Consider the following 23,387-nt stretch of genomic DNA (forward strand, 5'->3'; position numbering starts at 1 on the left):
ATCAACGAGCTACTGATCCTTTTTCGGGCTTGCCTTGCCGTTTTCGCCAGGCATAGCAGCCGCTGCGGGAGACTTCAAACATACGGCACATGGAGCCGATCGGATATTTCCCGCAAAAGCGCTCGATCACCCGGTATTTCAGCTTCATCTCCTCCCAGCTTCGGAGAGAAAATTTCGCAGCAGCTCCACCTGCATCCGCAGCTCGATCAGTTCGTTATTTCGCTTTTGTTCTTCGCTGATCGAACCTTTGCGCGGCCGGCCTTTCGGCTGCGGAACATAGCCGTTGGCAATCAGTCGCTGTTTGCGGTTTTGGCGATTGACAAGTCCTTTGACTTGTGCCTTGCGCAGTCCGAAATGGGCACCGATCTCTCGGTTCGTTTCTCCTGTGGCCTTTCGCCGGAACACTTCTTCACTGAGCGCCTCTCCTTTCGTATATCCTCTCGACATGACTGCACCTCCTGTTGTAGTTTCTATTCTACAACAGGAGGTGCTTTTTTTCACTGTCCGTTTTCTTGGGTACAGTCTAGTTTGTTCCAGAATCAGGGGAATCGTTTTGAAATTCTGCCGATTACCGGGAACAGCTGATGCTCTGTGACCGGTAATGCGTACACTTTTCGGAACCTGTGTACTCGGCTTATCTGCGGTTTCTGCGGTCGTCGTTCCGACGCGGCGGACGTCCGCCATCCTCACGGCGGCGCGGAGCATCCGAAATGGTGTTCTCCGGCACCATACCGTCGAGCTCGATCAGGGCATCCCGACGGGAAAGGTTCAGGCGGCCTTTATCGTCAATTTCCAATACCTTGACCTTCACGATGTCGCCGACGCTGACGACGTCTTCCACTTTCTCCGTACGTTTTACATCGAGACGGGAAATGTGGACAAGACCTTCTTTGCCCGGTGCAATCTCCACAAAAGCACCGAAATCCATCAGGCGGGTGACACGGCCGGTGTAATAGGAACCCGGCTCCGGATCGTTGACAATCGTATCAACGATGGTCATTGCGCGGCGGCAATTGTCCATATTGATACCGGAAATATACACATGGCCGTCTTCTTCAATGTCCATCTTGATATCACATTCCGCGCAGATCTTCTGGATGACCTTACCGCCGGTTCCGATCACTTCGCGGATCTTATCCACCGGAATCTGGGTAGAAAGCATCTTCGGCGCATATTTGGAAAGCTCCTCGCGCGGCGCCGGAATTGCTTTGAGCATGACTTCGTCAAGGATATAATCACGCGCTTTGTGCGTTTTCGCAAGTGCTTCTTTAATCATCTCCGGCGTCAGACCATCAATCTTCAGATCCATCTGAATTGCCGTGATGCCTGCATGGGTACCGGCAACCTTAAAGTCCATATCGCCAAAGAAGTCCTCAAGGCCCTGAATATCCACCATCGTCATCCAGCGCTCGCCTTCGGTAATCAAGCCGCAGGAAATTCCGGCAACCGGCGCCTTGATCGGCACACCGGCATCCATCAGCGCAAGCGTGCTGCCGCAAATGGAACCCTGAGAAGTCGAACCGTTCGAGGAAAGCACCTCGGAAACCAGGCGAAGCGTATAGGGGAATTCCTCCACCGGCGGAATCACCGGAACCAGCGCGCGCTCTGCAAGCGCACCGTGGCCGATTTCACGGCGTCCCGGGCCGCGGGACGGACGGGTTTCACCGACCGAGTAGGACGGGAAGTTATAGTGGTGCATATAGCGTTTGGTCTCTTCGTCGTCAATTCCGTCAAGAAGCTGGTTGTCGCTGGCAGCGCCAAGGGTTACTACCGTCAGCACCTGCGTCTGTCCGCGTGTAAACATTCCGGAACCGTGTGTCCGCGGCAAAAGGCCGACTTCCGCGGCCAGCGGACGAATTTCGTTCATGCCACGGCCATCCACACGCTTCTGCTCGTCGAGAAGCCAACGCCGGACGACATACTTCTGTGTCTTATAAAGGCACTCGTCAATTTGGGCCTCCTGCTCCGGATATTCGGCATCAAACTGCTCGTGCACTTTTTCGTAAATGGGTTTTAGACGCGCATCGCGAACCGTTTTGTCGTCTGTATCCAGCGCAACACGGATCTCGTCAATTGCAAACGCCTTGATCTTTTCGATCATCTCTTCATCCGGCTCATTGCTCGGATAGGAGAACTTCTCCTTGCCGATTTCCTTCTGCATGCCCTTGATAAATTCGATGATTTTCTGGTTCGCTGCATGACCGGCCATGATGCCTTCATACATCTCATCGTCCGTCACTTCATTCGCACCGGCTTCAATCATAGCAATCCGGGAGTCGGTGGAGGCAACTGTTACCGCCATACGGGACTGCTTTTTCTGTTCTGCAGTCGGGTTGATAATATATTCGCCGTCGATCAGGCCGACACTGACGCCGGAGATCGGGCCTTTCCAAGGAATATCGGAAATGGAAAGCGCTGCAGAAGTACCGACCATGGCCGCAATTTCCGGCGAGCAATCGGGATCCACAGACATGACCGTGCAGACCACGGAAACGTCATTGCGCATGTCCTTCGGGAACAAAGGCCGGATCGGACGGTCGATCACACGGCTGGTCAGAATCGCCTTTTCAGAAGGACGGCCTTCCCGACGCTGGAAAGATCCGGGGATCTTGCCGACCGCATAGAGCTTTTCTTCAAAATCCACGGAAAGCGGGAAGAAGTCGATGCCGTCACGGGGTTTTGCAGATGCAGTAACTGCAACGCTGACGACCGTCTCTCCATAGCGGACAAAGCAGGAACCGTTTGCGAGCTGTGCCATTTTTCCGGTTTCAATTTTCAGCGGACGTCCGGCAAAGTCAGTTTCAAATACTCTGTAATTTTCGAACATTCTTTTTCCTCCATTTTTTATATTTTACAGGAGGAAAACGGATTTAGCAATAAAACCAGCATCCGCCGCAGCGGAGGTTCGTTTCACTGCTAAAATCTGCCTTACTCCTATAATCGGTTCGTTCAGGTTTTGCAAGATGGGGCGGGTATTTTGACACCCGCCCCCATTCTCTCACATTCATTGTCTTCGGCAATCCTAAAAAGTTCCGGATCACGCAAAGACGCGCTAAAATCCGCTTTTAAGCCGCCCATAAAAAGGACACAGCCCGTTTGCGGAAACCGCACTGGTCAGAAAACGCTTACTTACGCAGACCCAGTCTCGCGATGATGGAACGATACCGCTCGATATCCGTTTTCATCAGGTAGTTGAGCAGGTTGCGGCGCTGACCAACCATCTTCAGAAGGCCACGGCGAGAGTGGTGGTCTTTCTTGTGCGTACGGAGGTGATCTGTCAAATCGTTGATCCGCTTTGTAAGAACCGCGATCTGTACTTCCGGAGAACCGGTATCGCCTTCGTGTGTCGCATATTCTGCGATAATTGCTGTCTTTTCTTCTTTCAACATAAAAATCACGCTTTCTTCCGGCTTTGCCGGATTTTTATTTACCAAATTCGCAGAAACAGGTTCGTGATTTTCCCCGTCGGGGCATACGCCTGCATCCGCGGATAAGGCATCATCTGTGTTATTATAGCATACCCAGATGCGTTTGTAAATCCTAATACCCCTTGTTTCTGGCAACTTTTTCAGCCTGCACCCGGTTTTTTTGAATTTCCGCACGCAGCGCTTGCAGATTTTCAAATTTCCGCTCCGGACGCAGAAACGCCAGCAGCATAACCGGAATATGCTTCCCGTACAAATCGCCGGAATATTCCGGAATCCAGGTTTCCGACAAAGCTTCCGCAGAGCCGACTGTCGGTTTAACGCCAATGTTGGTCACGCCGTAATAGAACTTGCCGCCGACCTCACACAGCGATGCATAGACGCCGAATTTAGGCTGAATAAACCCTTCCGGAAACCGCTGATTGATCGTCGGAGTACCCAGCTCTGTGCCGAGATGCCGTCCGTGAACCACTTCAAAACGATATCCAAACGGCCGGCCCAACATCGCAGCAGCTGCTTCCGCCTCTCCTGCCAGCAATGCCGCCCGGATCCTGGAAGAACTGATTGGCCCGGATGCATCTGATACCGGCGGTACAATTTCTACAGAAACACCCCGTGCCGCGCAGAGCTTCCGCAAAAGCACCTCATCGCCGCGTCCACCGCGCCCGAACCGAAAATTATATCCGCAGCAAATTTTTTGTGCCCGGCACTGTGAAAACAAAATCCGCTCCACAAAGGCTTCCGGTTCCGTCTCCATGATCGAGGAAAACGGAATCCGATATAGCCGCGCAACTCCCATTTTTTTCAAGAATTCCGCTTTGCCTTCATTGGTCATCAGCATCGGCGGCGGTGTTTCGCCAAGTGCGCGCAGCGGATTTTCATCAAACGTAAATACGGCAGACGTCAAACCCGCCGCATGAAGCGCGCCGGAAATTACCTTCTGATGTCCGAGGTGGAGCCCGTCGAAACATCCGAGTGCAATTGCAGACGGCGACTGCGCCGGACGCAGTGTTTCGATTACTTCCATCTCCTCACCCCATTTTCAAAAAAGCTTTAACACACGCAGCTGCGGCGGTTCTGCGCCGCATTCTCCCAGTCCGAGAAATTCCCCGTCCGGTGCGTATACCCGAATCCGTTCTCCCGGCACCCATCGCGTACGAAGCGCGGGAATCCTTTGCAGATCCAACGCACCGCCATTGCGAAACCGGGTTGCCTGTGCCGCAGAAACCGACACATCCCGGTTCATCGAGAACAAAGACGCGGTCGGAAGAATTCGCTCCGCAAGGCAGCCGCTCTCCGACAACGCGCGCGCATCGTCAAGCGTCAGTGCACTGGAGAGCGAAAACCCGCAGGCTTCTACCCGGCGAAGCGCCGTCATCATTCCGTAAGTACCGAGCGCCTCCCCAATGTCTGCGCAGAGCGTACGGATATACGTCCCTTTTGAGCAGGAAACGCGCAAAATACCCTCCCGCTTCTCCGGATCATACGTACAAACCTCCAGCCGATCAATCGTCACCGGACGTTTTTCCCGCGCTACCGTGACACCCTGGCGCGCAAGCGTATAAAGCCGCTGTCCGTTAACCGATACCGCAGAATACATTGGCGGCATCTGCCAAATTTCTCCCCGGAACTTCGGCAGAACCGCTTCCAGCGCTTCGCGGGAAACCGCATTATCGTCGGTGCGGAGCACGGCGCCTGTGCTGTCCTGTGTGTCGGTTTCTGCGCCGAACCGAAACCCAGCCTCATAAGTTTTCCCGGTATTTTCCAAAAAAGAGGCTGCCTTGGTAGCCCGTCCGACCAAAATCACCAGTACGCCGGTTGCCATGGGATCCAACGTCCCGGTATGGCCGATTTTCCGCTCATTTAAAAGCCGGCGCATGACCGCAACGGCATCAAAAGAGGTAAAGCCCTGCGGCTTATCCAAAATCAGTGCGCCGCTGTGCTGCATGATAACTTCTCCATATACTGCTCGACCACTTTGCGCACCGTACGGCAGGCCGAGGCAAACGGGCCTTCCACCGTACATCCGGCAGCGCCCGGGTGTCCGCCGCCGCCAAGCACCGCACAAATCTCGCACGCGCTGACCGGCGGATTGGAACGTACGGAAACCTTGAAATTGCCGTCTTCCTTTTCCCGCATTGTAATGCCGGCCAAAACACCTTCTACCCGGCGCGGAATCGCAGAAATGCCGTCGAGGTCCTCATCTTTTGCACCGGTCTTTGCAATCATCTCCTGCGTGACCGCCATCATGACCGCTTTCCCGCCGCAGAAAAATTCCGCGCTATCCAAAACCAATCGCTCCATCTCCAGACGCGCACGTGTTTTGGTCTCAAACATCCGGAAATTAATTTCGGCCGCATCAATCCCGTATTCCATCATTTCTGCCGCAATTCGAAGGGAATCCGCCGTTGTATTGCGGTAGCGGAAGCATCCGGTATCGGTGGTAATGCCGGTATAAATACAAGCCGCCATTTTGCGGTCAAACGCCACTCCGAGGAGCGGGATCAAACGGAACAGGATCTCCACACAGGCCGCCGCGTGGGCATCCACACAGGTCCATTTTGCAAAAGCACGGTGTGAACCGTGGTGGTCAATACTCAAATCGACCTTTCCTTCATATTCTTCCCGCAATGCGCCGAGCAGCTCCACGTCTGCGACATCGACACTCACAATCAAATCCGGCGTAAAGCCTTCTGGAAGCGGATAGAACACGTCTTCGAGTCCATCAAACAAAAAGGTAAATTTCCCCGGAATCGTATCGCTGCACCGAAAAGAAACGGTTTTTCCCAATTTCCGCAGCGCACGGCACAGTGCAGAAGCGGAACCGAGCGTATCGCCGTCTGGAAAATGGTGGCTGAGGATCAGAATCCGGTCAGCCGCGTTCAGCCGTTCTGCCGCACCGGCAAGCGTTAGTTCCATGCTCTCTCACTCCTTCAGGTCACTCAGCTTTTTGGAGATTGCTGCGCCGTATTCAATAGAATCCGTCGCTTTAAAAATGAGTTCCGGAACATGGCGCAGCTTCAGCGCATGTCCAATCTCTCTCCGAATAAAACCGGAAGCAGACTTCAGCCCCTGCACTGCCGTCTTTGCACGTTCCAGGCCTTCCATTGCGCTGATATAAACCGTGCAAAACGACAGGTCATTTGTCACCTCGACCCGGACAACGCTGATGAGACTGTTCTGTACGCGCGGATCCTTCAGCTCCCGGATCACTGCCATCAATTCCCGCCGGATATCCTCTGTTACGCGACCCATTCGATGTCCTGCCATTGCTGCATCTCCTTTTTTACAAACGCCAGCGGCGGAAACCATCTCTGTTTCCGCCGCGCCTGATTCGGGCGCTAAGTTGATTTTAACTTAGCCTTCCCGATATTCTTCCATCATAAACGCTTCGAGCACATCGCCCTCTTTGATATCGTTAAAGCGTTCCAGACAAATTCCGCAGTCGTATCCGTCTGCAACTTCTTTGACATCGTCCTTGAACCGGCGCAGAGACGCAACTTTGTCATCGGCAATGACAATGCCGTCCCGCACGACCCGCACCTGTGCGCTGCGGGTAATCTTTCCGCTGGTTACGTGCGCGCCGATGACGATGCCCACGTTCGAAATCTTGTATACCTCGCGGCATTCTGCGCGTCCAAGCAGGACTTCGCGGAATTTCGGCGCCAGCATACCTTTCATTGCAGACTCAATCTCCTCGATGCACTCATAAATGACGCGGTACAGACGCATATCCACACCGTCGCGCTTTGCGTTTTCTTCTGCAACCGGATCCGGACGCACATTAAATCCGACAATAATTGCGTTTGACGCGCCTGCAAGCATCACGTCGCTCTCGTTGACTGCGCCAACGCCGCCATGGATGACATGCACGCGAACCTCGTCATTCGAAAGCTTTTCGAGAGACTGCCGAACCGCTTCCACAGAACCCTGCACGTCGGCCTTGACGATGATTTTCAGTTCCTTCATATCCCCTTGCTGCATCCGGTCAAACAGATTTTCAAGGGTTACGCGCGTCTGCGCGTTGAACATTTCTTCCTTCTGCTCATTGATGCGCTGTTCCACAAGTTCACGAGCCAGACGTTCATCGGAAACCGCGTTGAAAATATCACCGCCGGTCGGCACATCATTGAGTCCCGTAATTTCAACCGGAACAGAAGGGCCGGCTTCTTTTACACGCTCACCGCGGTCATTCATCATGGCACGCACACGGCCAACCGTCGTTCCGGCGACAACGATATCGCCGGCGTGGAGGGTACCGTTCTGCACGAGAACCGTTGCGATCGGGCCGCGGCCCTTATCGAGGCGCGCTTCGATCACCGTACCCTTTGCAGCGCGGTCCGGATTTGCCTTGAGTTCCTTCATATCCGCGACAAGCAGAATCATCTCGAGCAGGTCGTCGATGCCTTCTTTTTTCACTGCCGACACCGGAATGCACGGCGTATCGCCGCCCCACTCCTCCGGAACCAATTCATATTCGGTCAGCTGCTGCTTGACATGATCCGGATTTGCGCCGACCTTATCCATTTTATTGATGGCAACAATAATCGAAACACCTGCCGCCTTTGCATGGTTAATCGCCTCAACTGTCTGCGGCATAATGCCGTCATCCGCCGCAACAACCAGGACGGCAATATCGGTAACCTGCGCGCCGCGGGCACGCATCGTGGTAAACGCAGCGTGACCCGGCGTATCGAGGAAGGTGATTTCTCTGCCGTCAATGGGCACACGGTACGCGCCGATATGCTGCGTAATGCCGCCCGCTTCGCTTGCCGTTACATTTGCGTGGCGGATCGCATCCAGCAGAGACGTTTTGCCGTGATCGACGTGTCCCATAACGACGACGACCGGCGCGCGCGGGACGAGGTTGCTGTCATCGTCCTCACTGTCATCAATAATCTGCTCCTCGATGGTCACAACCACTTCTTTTTCCACTTTAGCGTGAAACTCCATCGCCACAAGAGACGCCGTATCAAAATCAATCACGTCATTGACTGTTGCAAAGACGCCCATCATCATCAGCTTTTTGACGACTTCCGCCGCCGTCGCCTTGAGACGCAGCGCCAGCTCGTTGACCACAATTTCATCCGGAATCAGGACGGTGATCGGCTTTGCTTTGCGCTCCATCGCAATCCGGCGCAGACGCTCTGCTTCCGTCTCCTTGCGGGACTGCGGTTTCCCTCTGCGGTGACTGCGCTGGGTCAGCTTCTGTTTTTGCACCGTATTCTCCGCCGCGCCTTTTTCCGAGGCAAGACGGTCGTATTTCTCGTTATACCGCTCAATATCCACATGGGAAGAACGCGTATCCACCAGCCGTCCGGTCGAACGTTTTACCGCGCTGGTATCCACAGCCGGCTGTTCTGCCGGTTTTTGCTGTACCGGCGCCGGTTGGCTCTTCTGCGGCTGCGGCCGCTGCTCCGGACGTTTCTGGTTCTGCGGCTTCGGCGGCTGCTGCTTCTTCTGCGCGTCTCCGTTTGCCGGCTTTTTTGCAGCGGGCTGCTGCGGTGCAGGCTCTGCTTTGGGCGCGGGCTGCTGCACCGGCGCCGCCTTTTCTACAGGCGCCGCTTCCGGTTCCGCTTCGCGATCCGCAAAATAAGCGTCGAGGTTTTCCATCGCATGTTTCTGCGTAAAGCTCTCAAAGACCACATCGAGTTCATCCTCATTGAGCGCGGTCATGTGTTTTTTCTGTCCCTCAAAATTTGCATTCAAGAGATCAATGACATCTTTATTGGGCACATTGAGATCTTTGGCAACCTCGTGAACTCTGTATTTAATCATCATATGGCATGTTCCTCCCCTTGTTTCCGTGTCGATATTTCCTCTTCAGAAGTTTCATCCTGAAAAATGCCGCTTTCCCGGGCAAGCTCCAAAATCCGTTTTGCAAATCCGGCATCCGTCACCGCAAGAATTCCGGCTCGTTTTCCGAGCATCCGTTCCAGCTGATCCATTCCGGCCGGAATTTGCAGAATCGGAATTGCAAATTCCTCTGCAACCCGTCGGATCTTCGCCCCGGACTTTCCGGAAATATCGTTTGAAAGGACCAGCAACGCTGCATTGCCGCTTCGGATCGACTCCACCGCGACATCCTGGCCCAAACACAGTTTTCCGGCTTTGCGCGCAATTCCGAGAAAGGAAAGCAGTTTACGTTCCATTCTGCACAATTTCCTCCTCCATTGCGTCGTATACTGTGTCGGGGATCCGGCAGGAAAACGCGCGCTCAAAGCGTCTCGCTTTCCGTGCAGCCCGCAGACAGTCTGCGCTCCGGCAAATATATGCGCCTCTTCCCGGCTTTCTGCCGGTCAGATCAAGGGAAACCGCGCCGGGCTCGACGATTTCGCCCGCCTCATTTTTCAGATCGGGCGCTTTTACGACCCGAACCAATTCCTTTTTCGGCTTCATTTCCCCGCATCCGGTGCACATTCGCATCGGGATCCGCTTTTGCCGCATACCATCACCTCGTTGCTGTTTTCTGAACCGTTATTCCGTCTCGCCGTAAAATCCGCTTTCCGGTTTGATATCGATTTTCCACCCGGTCAGCTTCGCTGCCAGACGGGCATTTTGCCCCTTGTTTCCAATTGCAAGCGAAAGCTGATTATCCGGCACCGTCACACGGCAGGAACGGGAACCATCCTCTGCCGGCTCAACCGAAAGGACATCGGCCGGGGACAACGCAGAAGCAATAAATTTCGCAATATCGTCGCTGTACTCTACGATATCAATCTTTTCTCCGCCGAGTTCGCTGACAATATTGGAAACCCGCGCGCCACGCGCGCCAATGCAGGCGCCGACCGCGTCTACATCCGGGTTGTGGCTCAACACCGCAAGTTTTGTGCGGGAACCGGCTTCCCGGGAAACTGCTTTAATTTCCACAACGCCGTCATAAATCTCCGGAACTTCGTTTTCAAACAGGCGCTTGACCAGATCCGGATGCGTTCTGGAAATCATCGCGCGCGGACCCTTTTCCGTTTCCCGTACATCGACGACATAGACCTTTACATAGTCGCCCTCTTTGAGCTGCTCGCCGCCGACCTGCTCACTCTTCGGAAGCATCGCTTCCGCCTTTCCGATCATCAGGGTCGCCGCGCCGGTACGCGGATCAATCCGCTCCACCAGAGCGCTCACCAGTTCCTGATGCTTGCTCTGGAATTCCTGCATCATCTGTCCGCGCTCGCCGTCCCGAATTCCCTGACGGATAATATTCCGCGCCGTTTGCGCCGCAATCCGGCCGAACTGCTTGGTATCCAGGCGAATTCCAACGACGTCGCCCGCTACCGCATCCTTCGCAATTTCTCTGGCTTTTTCTACCGAGATTTCCTTACCGGGATCTTCGACATCCTCTGCAACCGTCTTGCGGAGAAACACCTCAAACTCATCTTTCTCCGGGTCGATATTGATAACCGCATCGTCATTTCCGTAGCTGTTTTTACAGGCCGTCAAAATTGCTTTCCGGATCTTTTCCAGCATAAAGTCGACCGGAATTCCCCGCTCCTTTTCTAATAAATGCAGGGCTTCAAAGATCTCGCTCATGACTCGTCTACCTCCACAAAATCATCTTCTATCAGGCGCACCGACGAAACGTCTTTCTTGTCGATCGTCAGGTCTGTTTCTTCCGTTTCCAGTTTTACCGCATCTCCGGTGTATGCTGCAAGGATCCCGCAGACGTCACGTTCTCCGTTCTCATCCGGGCGAAACCGCCGGACCAGCACCGGCGATCCTAAAAACGCCGCAAAATGTTCCGGCCTCGTCAATTCCCGATTGATGCCGGGCGAACAAACTTCCAGGCAATAGGACTGCTCAATCGGATCCGCCTCATCCAGCGGGCCGTTGATGGCACGACTCATCGCCTCGCAGTCTTCAATCCCAATGCCTTCCGGCTTATCAATAAACACACGCAGATACCAAAGTCCACCCTCTTTTAGAAAACGGACATCCCAAACCGAAAGCCCCAGATCCTTTGCAATCGGCTCTGCTAGTGCCCGGACAACGGCAACCGTATTTCCACCGGATTTCTTTTTTGCGGCCATTTTCTACCCCCCACAACACAAAAGAGCGGGTCACCCCACTCTTTCACAACAAACTCTCAGCTTTCACTTTTAATTAGTTTATCACAACGCATCTGCAATTGCAAGCATTTTCCGTAAAAACATGCGTACTTTCTAAAAAACACAGCGTTTTTGCCGGATCAGTCTTCCATCTGCTTTCCTAGAAAAGCTGCAGCCGCTTGCGCCAGCTTGATTTCCGCTTCGCCCGGTACGCCCGGCATCTCCTCCGGCGCAAGCATCACGACTGCCCCGGTCACATCGCTGGATGCCAGAATCGGGCAAATGACGCTTGCCGCGCGGTTCAGACCTTCAACCGGGCGCAGTGCAGACGCGCCTTTCTCTTCGATAAACGGACGCCTGGATTTCATACAGGCTTCCAGTTCTGAGGAAACCCTGCGTTCCAAATATTCCTTTCTTGACACCCCGGACGCTGCAACAACATGATCGCAGTCACAGACCAGCGTGGGCGTATTCGCCGTTTTATTCAGTACATCCGCATACTGCGCGGCAAACGTGGAGAGCTCCCCTACCGGGGAATACTTGCGAAAAATCACCCCGCCCTGCGAATCGGTATAAATCTCCAACGGGTCGCCCTCGCGGATACGAAGGGTGCGGCGGATTTCTTTGGGGATGACAACTCTTCCGAGATCATCTATTCTTCGGACAATTCCTGTGGCTTTCATATGCAGGCTCCTATCTTCTTTTTCTGCGTTTCGTTTGCCGTTTTTATTGTTTACAGGAGTTTCCGATTTATGCGATTTCTGGAAGCGTTTTTTCCAGGTCATCCGAACAGCGATCCGCAAATTCGGCAAAAAGCGAGCCCAAAATTATTCCGCCCGCCGTTCCAGCCAGGCATAGCCTTGCGGCGGCAAGGAAAGCATTCCATTTTCCGGAAGGCTTCCGAGCTTTACCTGAGACGTTTCCCAGCAAGCCGGCACCGGAATCTTCGCTTCGCAGTCCGCTGCATGAAGTGCAATCAGCACTTCATGCACACCGTCTGTCCGGCAATATGCCATCGTATTTCCCGCCGCAAAAACAGGCTGAAAACTGCCTTCCCGGAAGACCGGATTTTCTCGCCGTAAAGCGCCAAGGGTGCGGTACCAGTCCAAAAGCGGCTGCTCTTCCTGCCCCCATGGATAGGTTCCTCGATTAAACGGGTCGCGGTAGCCTTCCATTCCGGCTTCATCTCCGTAATAGATACAGGGCACGCCCGGCAGGGTATACTGCATGAGCGAAGCCAGACGCATTTTGCGCAGGCCGGCTTTTCTCGTCTCATCAGACAGCTTTTGCGCACTTTGCCACGCTCTCCCCCGATTCCCCGCCGGTTCTCCGGCAAGCACCGTGAGTGCGCGTTCCGTATCGTGAGTTCCGATATGGTTCATTAAAACCCGAACCACCTGCGGCGGATAATGCTCCAAAATCCGCATGATTGTTTCCAACATCTGCGCCGCGTCCCGGCCGGAGACAAAGCCCAGCACCGCATCCCGAAACGGATAGTTCATCACGCTGTCCAGCTGATCGCCCAACAGATACCGCCGGCGTTTTCCATACGCGCATTTATTGGACGCGTCCTCCCATACTTCGCCAAGCACAAGCGCATCCGATGCTTCTGCCTTTGCCGCAGTGCGAAGCGCCTGCAAGAAGGGATCCGGCAATTCATCCGCAACATCCAGCCGCCAGCCGGATGCACCCGCTGCAAGCCATTTCCGGACAATGCCCGATTCTCCGTTGATATAATTGCAGAATCCCGGATCCGTCTTCTGCGTATTGGGCAGCGTCAAAAAGCCCCACCAACAATCGTACCGATCCGGCCAGTGTGAAAACGAATACCAACTCCGGTACGGAGAATCCGCCTGACGGTAAGCGCCGCCGTCTCCATACCGCCCATTCCGGTTAAAATAGATGCTGTCACTGCCCGTATGACTGAACACCCCGTCGAGCAGAATCCGGATTTCCTTCTGCTTTGCTGCGGCGCAGAGCGCCCGAAAATCTGCTTCTGTTCCAAGCATCGGATCAATCTTCGAATAGTCGGCCGTGTTGTACCGATGGTTGGAATGCGCCTCAAAGATCGGGTTGAGATAAATACTGGTCACGCCAAGCGATTGCAAATAGGGCAGTTTTTCTTCAATCCCCTTTAAATCGCCGCCAAAATAGTCCTGATTGGTAATTTCCCCATCGGCATCCGGCTGCCACTGCGGCTGTTCTTCCCAGGATGCATGCAGCCGCCGATCCTGCGGCACATGGCGCTTCGGTGTTCCGGAGCAAAAAAACCGATCGGGAAAAATCTGATATAAAATACCGCCTGCCAGCCAATCCGGCGTCTCAAAAGCCTTGCTGTATACGGTGATCTGCCAGTCCTCTGTGCTGCCAAACGCTGCTTCTCCGCCGTTTGACCGGCCGAGCGGAATTCTCCCGTCAGCTGTATCCATCTCAAAATGATAAAACCACAAGCCCGGCTGACTCGGCACGAAATCGCACTCCCACCACTCTCGGTCGTATCCGTTCATCCCGCACCAAAACAGTCCCAAAACCAAACATGTTCCGGCGCCCTGGCTGAGCACCAGCCGTACCGCAGAGCAATGTTTTTCGCGTTCAACGGTTATTTTAAAATGCACTTTCGTGCCCGGCACAACGGCGCCTACCGGATTGCGGTACACCGGATCGCGTGAACAAAACACCGAATTCTCTTTTGCTTTACAAATAAAAATCGGCTGCACAGCACGCTCGCCTGCCTCTCTGCTAAATTTTTAAACTTCCGTTTGCTGTTCTTCGAATTTCACAAAAGAGCGGAGTGCCTCCTATTGCCCATGCATAGGAAAGCGCACCCCGCTCCTTTCAGTTCCGGCATTTTCCGGCATTTTGTTTTTACGAATTCTGCTCCGGAACCGGCGAAGCACCCCAAATATTTTCGGCATACTCCCGGATTGCGCGGTCTGCCGCAAACCGGCCAGCCATTGCCGTATTGATAAGACCCATCTTCATCCAGTGCAAGCGGTCATTATAGAGCGCTACCGCTTTCTTCTGTGCCTGCGCATATGCGTCAAAATCGGCCAGAACCATATACGGGTCCACATTGGTCAGAGAATCCACCAAGTCGCGGAAATCGATTCCGGCAAAGCCGCTGCGGATTTCCTCAACTGCCGCACGGGCAACCGGGTTGTTCTGCAAAATGACATTCGGATGATATCCGGTCGTCTTGAGCTCTGCCACCTGCGGGGTTGTCATGCCGAACAAAATCATATTCTCGTCGCCGACCGCTTCGTGGATCTCCACATTTGCGCCATCCAGCGTGCCGAGCGTCACTGCAGAATTGATCATAAATTTCATGTTGCCGGTGCCGGAAGCCTCTGTGCCTGCAAGAGAAATCTGTTCGCTGATTTCTGCCGCCGGCATGATGTGTTCAGCCATGGTAACACTGTAATTTTCAAGGAACAGCACCTTGAGCTTCTGGTTCACGCGCGGATCATTGTTGATGGTTTTTGCAAGCGCCGCGATAAACCGGATCATCTGCTTTGCAAAATAATACCCCGGCGCCGCTTTGGCACAGAAAAAGTACGTATGCGGCGTAAAGTCCATATTCGGATTTTCCCGGAGCTGCTGATATAGCGAAAGAATGTGCAGCGCGTTGAGGTGCTGCCGCTTATACTCATGCATGCGCTTTGCCTGGACGTCAAAGATCGAATCCGGATCTACAGACACGCCGGTGGTGCGCTTGACCCAGTTGGAAAAATCGACCTTGTTTTCATGTTTAATTTCCAGCATCTGCTTGAGCACGTCGGTATCATCCTGATAGGCCAGCAGTTTTTCCAGCTGCCGGGCGTCGGTTGCATAGCCGTTTCCAATCAGGGAATCCAGCAAATCCGAGAGCGCCGGGTTTGCCTGGCAGAGCCAGCGCCGGTGCGCAATTCCGTTCGTGACGTTCTGGAATTTTTCAGGCATTTCCGTATAGAAATCGTGGAACAGCGAATCCTTTAGAATTTCGCTGTGCAGACGGGAAACGCCGTTGACCGAATGGCTGCTGACGATTGCGAGGTTTGCCATTTTTACATATCCATCGTTGAGCGGCGCCATTCTTCCGACCTTATAGCCGTCCACCCCGCGGGCATGCATCTCCGCGCAAAAACGGCGGTTGATTTCTTCTACAATCTGATAAATCCGCGGCAACCGCAGCTTAAAGAGATCTTCGCTCCAGCACTCCAGCGCTTCCGCCATGATCGTATGGTTTGTATAGGCAAAAACACGCGTCACAATATCCCAGGCAGCCTCCCAGGTATACCCGCATTCATCCAGCATAATCCGCATCATTTCCGGCACTGCCAGAACCGGATGCGTTTCGTTCAGATGAATTGCCGCACAGGCGGGCAGATCGTCCAGTGTAGAGTGCGAATAAAGATGGCGCCGGATGATGTCCTGAATCGTCGCAGACACCAGAAAGTACTGCTGCGTCAGACGCAGGCTCTTGCCTTCCAGGTGATTATCTTCCGGATACAGCACCTTTGTGATAATATCGGCCATTGCCCCCTGTTCCACAGCGCGCATGTAATTTCCGCCGTTAAACTGTTTCATATCAAATTCCGAGGACTGCGCCTTCCAGACGCGCAGCACGCTGACACCGCGCCCATCCTTGCCGGAAACAAACATGTCATACGGGACCGCCGTCACGCTGGTGTAATCCTTGTGTACGACCGTATGGTACTGCTGATCCCAATGCTCTTCAACGTGTCCGTCAAAATGCACTTCCACAGAGGATTCCGGAATCTCCTGCATCCAGATCCGGCCGCTGGGCAGCCAGAAATCCGGCAATTCCGTCTGCCAGCCGTCAACCAGCTTCTGACGGAAAATTCCGTATTCATACCGCAGCGAATATCCCATTGCCGGATAACCCATCGATGCAAGGCTATCGAGGAAACAGGATGCAAGACGGCCCAGTCCGCCGTTTCCAAGTCCCGCATCTACTTCCTGCTCATAGAGCGACTCAAGGTTTACCCCGAGCGCGGAGAGCGCTTCCCGGAACGGCGTCTCCAGTCCGAGATTATAAAGGCTGTTCCGCAGGGAACGACCCGGCAAAAACTCCATGCAGAGATAGTAGACCATCTTAGTTCCCGTGCGCCCTGCACGTTCAAAAAATTCGTTGCGCTCTCGGACGAGAAGATCCCGCACCATTCCGGCAGTCGCCTTATAAAATTGCTCATCCGTCGCAGCTTCCGGTCCGATTCCGAAGTGATGCGACAGATTTTCCTTGATCTGATCTTGAATTTGAGCAGCTGTCAGCTTATAATTCATAAAAAGGCCTCCTTACTATCCGCGTCTTTAAAGAAGCACACTGCGAATATTGGTACTCGTCTTTTTGCGGATAATACCATATTATATAACAAAGTTCTGCGGTTTACAAGAAAACGGCCCAGGTTCTGTGTTTCCGACAAGAATCGAAAAAGACTTGCAAAATTCCGTATAAAATGCAAAAAGTTCTTTCCTATTTTCTCGGAATCGCGTATACTATTCTTAGACTTTCTTTCCGGTTCCATACGGCCGGTTTATAAAAAAACAACGTACGCACATTGGCGTGCAAACACAGAAACAAGGAGTGTTAAAAATGGGAAAACAAAAAGTAAAACTGAATATATGCGGACTCGATTGCGTCGTCGCCACAGATGAACGGGAAGAAGATGTCCGCGAAGCCGCGAAAGTTGTGGAGCAAGCGATCAACGGAATCATTGAACAGAACAGCCGCGCTTCTATCACGCTGGCTGCTATTGTAACCGCTTTAAGCTATTATGACGACATGCGCCGCGCGGTACAGTCGGCGGATAATCTGCGCTCTCAGATTAAGAATTATCTGGAAGATGCCTCCCGCGCCCGTCTGGAAGCAGATGAAGCGCGCCGGGAAATTGAACGCATGAAAAAGGAAATCAAGGTTCTGCGTTCCCGTCTTTCCGGCGGTGCGGTTCCCAATGCCGAAAACGGAGACGACGCCCCATCTGCTCCGGAAGCCGCTGCGCCTGCACCCATGCCTTCCGGAAATTATGTCAAGCCGTCCCTGGTCGATGTTTTGCCGGAACAGGAAAGCTTCGTCAGCTTTTTTGAAAAGAAAGACGAGTAACCATCCTTCTGTTGAAAAGCTTGTGGAATCTTTCCGCTGCTTATCAAATGGATTTCAGGCGTCAAACCGCTAACGCGCTGTGTTTCCAGCACAAAACGGATAAAAAACCGCTTTGTTGAAAACCGGCGCATTTTTGTTGAAAACAGTTTAAAAACTTTTATTTCCCTATTTTTCGGCTGAAATCACGCATAAATGGCACAAAATGACACAATTTAACATAATTTATCCACACTTTTTCGCCAAAATGCCCATACAAGCCGGTGGGCATCGCTTGAAAAAAGCTTGCTGGCATGCGAAAAAATAAAGTTTTCAACAATCCTTTCCACTTGCATAGATTGAAAAAAAGAGGTCAATATTCATGAAGAGAAAACTCATTAAAACGTTGCTGCTCATTATTCTGCTCCTGCTTGCAGTCGTCCTTGGGATGATCATCGGCAATGTCTGCGCAACTATCAGCGGGCTGTCCTGGCTAGCTCTCTCGGCTACTTTCGGCCTACAGCCGGCTACCGTGGATCTGGCTGTCATGCAGCTGACGTTCGGATTAACCGTCAACATCAATGTTGCGCAGGCCATTTTGCTGCTCGTTGCCATTTTGGTCTACTGCTGCATTCGGATTCGGGACTGATCGCCCGATTGTCGCTTTTACTAAAATCCCTGTTCCGGCACAGGAGCTCTCTCCTATAATTTGTAAAAAAATTATGTCACCGGGAAAAGGCTATTGAGAAAATGCTGGTTCCGCAGTATAATGAGGTGTACAGGCCTTGCGGGTTAATTTTCAAAAATTGCCCCGTGAAAAAGTGCAGCAGCAGATGATGGCGCACTGTGCCCGCCTGTGTATAAAGCGATCTCAGTCCGCAGATGACCAGACGCCTCTGTGGATTTCTGATAGCCGCATAAAACGTTGTTTCGATGCGTCATTTTGGAAGGAGAAAAGTCCATGTTGTTTTCGTTTGCAAAAGATATCGGAATTGATCTTGGAACCGCCAACACCCTGGTATTTATGAAAGGCAAAGGCATTGTCATGCGTGAGCCTTCTGTTGTTGCTGTAGACGTCCGGACGGACACCGTTCTGGCCGTCGGCACCAAAGCAAAGGAAATGATCGGCCGTACACCCGGCTCCATCGTCGCGGTCCGGCCTTTGAAAGACGGCGTGATTGCGGACTTTGACATCACCGCAACCATGCTCAAACACTTTATCCGGAAAGCAACCAAATCCGGAAACGGTTTTGGCCGTCCGCGGATTGTTGTCTGCATTCCGTCCGGCGTTACGGAAGTCGAGCGCCGCGCGGTTGAGGATGCTGCGCGTCAGGCCGGCTCCTCAAATGTTGAACTGATTGAAGAACCGATGGCTGCTGCAATCGGCGCAGGATTGCCTGTCGCGGAACCGACCGGCAGCATGGTTGTCGATATCGGCGGCGGCACCTCAGAAGTTGCCGTCATCTCGCTCGGCGACATTGTGACCTCCTGTTCCGTACGGGTGGCCGGCGATAAATTTGACGAGGCGATTGTCTCCTACATCCGCAAAAAATACAATCTCCTGATCGGAGAGCGCACGGCTGAGGATATCAAAATCCGGATTGGATCGGCGTATCCGGTCGACGGACTCGAAAATGCGATGATCGAAGTAAAGGGACGCAACCTGCTTGACGGCCTGCCGAAGAATGTTACACTCTCGACACCGGAAATCCGGGAGGCGCTTGCCGATCCGCTGATGACGATCATTGACGCGGTTAAAAACACCCTTGAAAAGACCCCGCCGGAGTTGGCGGCAGATATTATCGACCATGGAATCATGCTGACCGGCGGCGGCGCGCTGCTCAGCGGGCTGGACATGCTGATGGCACAGGAGACCGGGATGCCGGTGCATGTTGCGGAAAACCCTCTCGACTGCGTGGTCGACGGTACCGGAAAGCGGCTTGAAATCTCTATGCCGTCCGAATATTACAAAGGACGCCGGAAATAAAAGGTCGACCGCAATGCGCGGAGGGCTGCGGCTCTCCGCACATTTCATTTCCATCACAACTTTTATGGGAAGCGCATACACAGCGGCAATCTGTGCGGCAACGCACGATCCGGCTGCTTTTGCGCACAAATACAACGGAAACTCGCGTACTTTCAAGGAGGTGTGGTATGAAAAATTTTTTCCGGTCCACCGGATTTAAAATTTTACTGGGCGCGGTTGTCATTTTGCTGGGCGTCCTGATCTATACCCAAAGCGTGGGGAACTCCTTAATTGCCAATCTGATCAATTTTGTCTCTTCCCCGATGCAGTCTGTCAGCACCTCCGCAAAGGAGAACGCCGCCAGCGCGCTGGAACCGCTGACCGACGACCCGGAAGCGCTCAAAGAAAAAATTGCCGCATTGGAAGAGGAAAACCAGGAATACCGGAAACAGCTTGTCGATTATTATGATTGCCAGCGAAAAGTCGCGCAATACGAATCGATTCTCGGAATCAAAGAAAAAAATGCAGACTTCCAGCTGGTGTCTGCCTCTGTAATCGGACGCGACCCAAACGATGTTTTTTACAGCTTCTCGATCGACATCGGCTATCTGGACGGTGTCTCCCAAAATGATCCCGTAATTACCGGCGACGGTCTTGTCGGCTGGGTATCACAGGCTTATGCGACAACCAGTAAGGTGACGACCATTCTCTCTGAAAACACCCAGATTGGCGCCGCCGCCAAACAGCGCCGGGAAAGCGGCGTCATCAGCTGCGAACTTCGTCTCGCCGATGAAGGCCTGGTAAAGCTCGGCTTTTTGGATGCCAACACCAAAATCGAACCCGGCGATATTATCACCACCACCGGTCTTTCCGGCCTTTTCCCGAAAGATCTCTTGATCGGCAGCGTGACCGAACTGGGGCACGAGGAGTACGATGTCTCCAAATATGCGCTGGTGCAGCCGTATGTGGACGTGAAAAATGTGATGGACGTTTTTGTCGTCACCGATTTCTACGGCAAGGGTGAAATCTCCGTCACCACCGACTCCGCCTCATCCGAAGGCGCCGATTCCGCTAAAAAAACGAAAACCGGAGACAGCACCTCTTCTCAGCCGGACGCTTCGGATCCGGACGGTTCTTCTCAGGATCCGGAGGGCGAATAAATGAGAGGTCTTCGTTATCAGGTAGTCCGCTATCTCGCTTATGTGCTGGAACTGCTGGTTCTTTCCATGCTTCAGCAAACGCCCGGCCTTTTTCCGGAAATTTTCGGCGCACGCCCGGTCATTGTCATTCCGGCGGTCCTCGCCATCTCCATGTATGAGCCGCCGGTTTCCTCCATGGCCTTCGGGATTTTCGGCGGACTGCTCATCGACTTTGCAGCAGGCGGTGCGCTCGGGTTTCACGCGCTTTTCCTGGCCATCATCTGTTATGTTCTTGCCGCGATGTGCCGGGAACTCATTCAGGCGAATCTTCTGACCATGCTGCTCGCAGGGCTCATCTGTGTGGGTCTGATGATTGTTCTGCAGTGGGCATTTTTCTATTTGTCCGCCGGCTTTTCTGCGCCGGGCTACGCCTTCCTGCATCATTATCTGCCCCGCTTCGTTTATACCTATCTGTTTGTTCCGATTCTCTATCTTCTCAACCGCCTGTTTGCCCGCTCGATTCGGGCTCCGGGCAAATAAGTTCCGTTTTTCCGAGGAGGTGCCTCACGATTGAAAAAAGAACATCCTGCCGTCAGCCGTCAGCTTCTCTGCGGCCTTTTTCTGGTTCTGATTTTCGGTGTTTTTGCATTTCGGCTTGCACAGTGGCAATTGATTGAAGGGGCTGACTTCCTCAAAGAGTCCGAAGAAACCTCGTCTTCTTTTGTGGTAAAAACCGCTGCGCGCGGAGAAATTCTCGACAAAGACGGCAACCCGCTCGCAACCAACCGTACTACCTACAATCTGCTTTTCAACTCGCTCGAATTCAAACGCGCCACCATGAACGAAACCATTCATGCGCTGATTGCGCTGACGGAAGCCTGCAACGCGAAATGGGTTGATCGCTTGCCCATCCAGATCGACGCTTCCGGAAACTATCAGTTCAAGGAAGACAGCGAGACAGAAATCGACTACATGAAAAGCGCTTCCATGCTGCGCATGAATGAATATGCCACCGCGGAAGACTGCGTAAACGCGATGTGCAGCGGGGATTTTTACAATATCACCGGATACTCCGATGAGGACGCACTCAAAATCGCCTCTGTGCGCTACAATATGCAGCGTTCTCAGTTCAGCGCCAGTTATCCCTATACCTTTGCTGAAGATCTCCCGATCGATGCGGTGACGGTCATCAGCGAGTATATCAGCGGCATTTCCGGCGTTTCCATTGAAGTTTCCACCACGCGCGAATACAGTGTCGGCACCTTGGCGCCGCACTTGGTGGGGATGACCGGACTGCTCTCCGCAGAGGAATATGACACCCTGAAGGAAGAAGGCAAAACGTATTCTTCCGAAAACATTGCGGGCTACGCCTACAACGACAAAATCGGAAAATCCGGCATTGAAGCCGCGCTCGAAGAGGAGCTTCGCGGTACAAACGGAAAGATCGTACTGGAAACGGACGCCGAAGGCAATCTGCTTGACAGCTCTGAGAAATCCATCGCGCCGAATGCAGGAAACACTGTGTATTTGACGCTGGATTCCAATTTGCAGGCTGTTGCAAACGCCTCCCTCGCCAAAAATGTCAAGGCCGCGCAAAGCGCAGGAAAAGAAGCGCAGGAAGCCGCCATTGCCGCCGGTTCGGATGAGACGGTCGGGTTCGGAGAGGACTGTACTTCCGGCGCCGCTGTCGTGCTGCGTGTCAAGGATTTCGCTGTGCTGGCTTCCTCCACCTATCCGACCTATGATCTCGACAAGAGCCTCAGCGATGCGGCGTACTATGAAAAAGTGCTGAACGATAAGCGCAACCCGCTCTTCAACCGCGCCATGATGGGAACCTATACGCCCGGTTCTATTTTCAAACCCGCCGTTGCGCTGGCTGCGCTGCAGGAAAGCGCCATTACGTCCGGAACGGAAATTTATTGCAGCGGGCGGTACAATAATGAAGACTTTGCAGATTACCATCCGGGCTGTCTCGGCGTTCACGGAGACACGACCGTATTTACCGCGATTGAAAAATCCTGCAATATTTTCTTCTACGAAACCGGATACCGGCTCGGAATCCGCAGTCTGACGCCTTACTGCAGCCTGCTCGGACTCGGAGAGAAAACCGGAATTGAACTGCCGGAAAGCACCGGCATTCTTGCAAACCCCGACGAATACAAAGAGGTGCACAACGCAGACTGGACCGACGGTATCACCGTCCAGGCCGCCATCGGGCAGTCCGATAACTCCTTTACACCGTTGCAGCTTGCAACTTACGCTGCAACGATTGCCAACAACGGCGTGCGCCTGCGAACGCACCTAGTCGATAAAGTGACCGACTACACGCGGGAAACCGTCCTCTCCCAAACCGAACCGGAAGTGATGGCCGAACTCGGTGTGGATCAGGCTTATCTCGACGATGTCAAATATGCGATGTCTCTCGTCACGACGGACGGCGGCACCGGTGCTCGGTTTTCCGATTATGGCGTCAAAATTGCTGCCAAAACCGGTACGGCAACCACTGTCGAAGGCGTACATTCGGATAACGTCACCTTTATCGCCTTTGCGCCTTATGAGGATCCCGAAATTGCCGTTGCCGTCGTGCTGGAATACGGCGCAAGAGGTACTTACAGCATGAACATTGCCGAGGATATCTTTGACGCCTATTTTTACGGAAAGACCGTTGATCAAAACGGCGATCTCGTCATGCCGGATTCGAAGCCGAACGAGGACTAAATCCGGAAAATCTTTCCCTGC

At 53.2% G+C, this 23,387-nt stretch carries 22 protein-coding genes; 6 read left to right on the forward strand and 16 right to left on the reverse strand.

Translation table 11 applies throughout. The annotated features are described in order from the left end of the window. Nucleotide 1: 1 nt before the first annotated feature. From IAG03_RS01170 to IAG03_RS01245, 16 genes are all read right to left on the reverse strand, one after another. Nucleotides 2–148: a hypothetical protein gene (locus IAG03_RS01170; protein ID WP_249317842.1), complete on the reverse strand. Its 147-nt coding sequence runs from the start codon at nt 146–148 to the stop codon at nt 2–4. Beyond that, complete coding sequence (locus IAG03_RS01175; protein ID WP_249317843.1) at nt 145–447, reverse strand: hypothetical protein; 303 nt, start codon at nt 445–447, stop codon at nt 145–147. The genes IAG03_RS01170 and IAG03_RS01175 overlap by 4 nt, the downstream gene beginning before the upstream one ends. A gap of 187 nt (nt 448–634) precedes the next feature. Further along, nucleotides 635–2,827, reverse strand: a complete 2,193-nt coding sequence (locus tag IAG03_RS01180; RefSeq protein ID WP_249317845.1) for a polyribonucleotide nucleotidyltransferase — start codon at nt 2,825–2,827, stop codon at nt 635–637. Between the two features lie 298 nt (nt 2,828–3,125). Then, nucleotides 3,126–3,389: a 30S ribosomal protein S15 gene (rpsO, locus tag IAG03_RS01185; protein ID WP_283242905.1), complete on the reverse strand. Its 264-nt coding sequence runs from the start codon at nt 3,387–3,389 to the stop codon at nt 3,126–3,128. Nucleotides 3,390–3,540: 151 nt separating this feature from the next. Next, nucleotides 3,541–4,452, reverse strand: a complete 912-nt coding sequence (gene ribF, locus IAG03_RS01190; RefSeq protein WP_249317847.1) for a riboflavin biosynthesis protein RibF — start codon at nt 4,450–4,452, stop codon at nt 3,541–3,543. Nucleotides 4,453–4,467: 15 nt separating this feature from the next. After that, nucleotides 4,468–5,373: a tRNA pseudouridine(55) synthase TruB gene (gene truB / locus IAG03_RS01195; protein ID WP_249317848.1), complete on the reverse strand. Its 906-nt coding sequence runs from the start codon at nt 5,371–5,373 to the stop codon at nt 4,468–4,470. Continuing rightward, nucleotides 5,352–6,344, reverse strand: a complete 993-nt coding sequence (locus tag IAG03_RS01200; protein ID WP_249317849.1) for a DHH family phosphoesterase — start codon at nt 6,342–6,344, stop codon at nt 5,352–5,354. The genes truB and IAG03_RS01200 overlap by 22 nt, the downstream gene beginning before the upstream one ends. A gap of 6 nt (nt 6,345–6,350) precedes the next feature. Further along, nucleotides 6,351–6,695, reverse strand: coding sequence for a 30S ribosome-binding factor RbfA (rbfA, locus tag IAG03_RS01205; protein ID WP_249317850.1), 345 nt, complete (start codon nt 6,693–6,695; stop codon nt 6,351–6,353). A gap of 87 nt (nt 6,696–6,782) precedes the next feature. Beyond that, nucleotides 6,783–9,206 (reverse strand): translation initiation factor IF-2, encoded by a 2,424-nt coding sequence (infB, locus tag IAG03_RS01210; protein ID WP_249317851.1) that lies wholly within the window; start codon nt 9,204–9,206, stop codon nt 6,783–6,785. Continuing rightward, nucleotides 9,203–9,577 (reverse strand): L7Ae/L30e/S12e/Gadd45 family ribosomal protein, encoded by a 375-nt coding sequence (locus IAG03_RS01215; protein WP_249317852.1) that lies wholly within the window; start codon nt 9,575–9,577, stop codon nt 9,203–9,205. Before IAG03_RS01215 ends, infB begins: the two co-directional genes overlap by 4 nt. Beyond that, complete coding sequence (gene rnpM, locus IAG03_RS01220; protein ID WP_249317853.1) at nt 9,567–9,872, reverse strand: RNase P modulator RnpM; 306 nt, start codon at nt 9,870–9,872, stop codon at nt 9,567–9,569. Before rnpM ends, IAG03_RS01215 begins: the two co-directional genes overlap by 11 nt. Nucleotides 9,873–9,902: 30 nt before the next feature. Beyond that, entirely contained in the window at nt 9,903–10,952 is a 1,050-nt protein-coding gene (gene nusA, locus IAG03_RS01225) for a transcription termination factor NusA (protein ID WP_249317854.1), read from the reverse strand. Beyond that, nucleotides 10,949–11,449 carry a ribosome maturation factor RimP gene (locus tag IAG03_RS01230; protein WP_249317855.1) on the reverse strand — a complete coding sequence of 167 codons (501 nt, stop codon included), beginning with the start codon at nt 11,447–11,449 and terminating at the stop codon, nt 10,949–10,951. Before IAG03_RS01230 ends, nusA begins: the two co-directional genes overlap by 4 nt. Nucleotides 11,450–11,607: 158 nt before the next feature. Then, nucleotides 11,608–12,150, reverse strand: coding sequence for a stage V sporulation T C-terminal domain-containing protein (locus IAG03_RS01235; RefSeq protein WP_249317856.1), 543 nt, complete (start codon nt 12,148–12,150; stop codon nt 11,608–11,610). Between the two features lie 144 nt (nt 12,151–12,294). After that, the gene (locus IAG03_RS01240) at nt 12,295–14,184 is read right to left on the reverse strand and encodes a glycoside hydrolase family 13 protein (RefSeq protein WP_249317857.1); all 1,890 of its coding nucleotides are present in this window, start codon (nt 14,182–14,184) and stop codon (nt 12,295–12,297) included. Nucleotides 14,185–14,332: 148 nt separating this feature from the next. After that, nucleotides 14,333–16,750, reverse strand: coding sequence for a glycogen/starch/alpha-glucan phosphorylase (locus tag IAG03_RS01245; protein ID WP_249317858.1), 2,418 nt, complete (start codon nt 16,748–16,750; stop codon nt 14,333–14,335). A 310-nt stretch (nt 16,751–17,060) separates the two neighbouring features. Between IAG03_RS01245 and IAG03_RS01250 the strand changes: the two genes are divergently transcribed. The 6 genes from IAG03_RS01250 to IAG03_RS01275 all read left to right on the forward strand — a co-directional run bounded on the left by IAG03_RS01250 (nt 17,061) and on the right by IAG03_RS01275 (nt 23,366). After that, nucleotides 17,061–17,567: a cell division protein ZapA gene (locus tag IAG03_RS01250; RefSeq protein WP_249317859.1), complete on the forward strand. Its 507-nt coding sequence runs from the start codon at nt 17,061–17,063 to the stop codon at nt 17,565–17,567. A gap of 358 nt (nt 17,568–17,925) precedes the next feature. After that, the gene (locus IAG03_RS01255; RefSeq protein WP_249317860.1) at nt 17,926–18,192 is read left to right on the forward strand and encodes a DUF4321 domain-containing protein; all 267 of its coding nucleotides are present in this window, start codon (nt 17,926–17,928) and stop codon (nt 18,190–18,192) included. A gap of 312 nt (nt 18,193–18,504) precedes the next feature. Beyond that, nucleotides 18,505–19,530, forward strand: a complete 1,026-nt coding sequence (locus tag IAG03_RS01260; protein WP_249317861.1) for a rod shape-determining protein — start codon at nt 18,505–18,507, stop codon at nt 19,528–19,530. A 167-nt stretch (nt 19,531–19,697) separates the two neighbouring features. Beyond that, nucleotides 19,698–20,669, forward strand: a complete 972-nt coding sequence (mreC, locus tag IAG03_RS01265) for a rod shape-determining protein MreC (RefSeq protein ID WP_249317862.1) — start codon at nt 19,698–19,700, stop codon at nt 20,667–20,669. After that, nucleotides 20,670–21,188: a rod shape-determining protein MreD gene (gene mreD, locus IAG03_RS01270; RefSeq protein ID WP_249317863.1), complete on the forward strand. Its 519-nt coding sequence runs from the start codon at nt 20,670–20,672 to the stop codon at nt 21,186–21,188. A gap of 30 nt (nt 21,189–21,218) precedes the next feature. Further along, on the forward strand, nt 21,219–23,366 hold the full coding sequence (locus IAG03_RS01275) for a penicillin-binding transpeptidase domain-containing protein (RefSeq protein ID WP_249317864.1): 2,148 nt from the start codon (nt 21,219–21,221) through the stop codon (nt 23,364–23,366). Nucleotides 23,367–23,387: the final 21 nt, after the last annotated feature.

It is taken from the genome of Yeguia hominis, from assembly GCF_014384705.1.
Lineage (GTDB): Bacteria > Bacillota > Clostridia > Oscillospirales > Acutalibacteraceae > Yeguia > Yeguia hominis.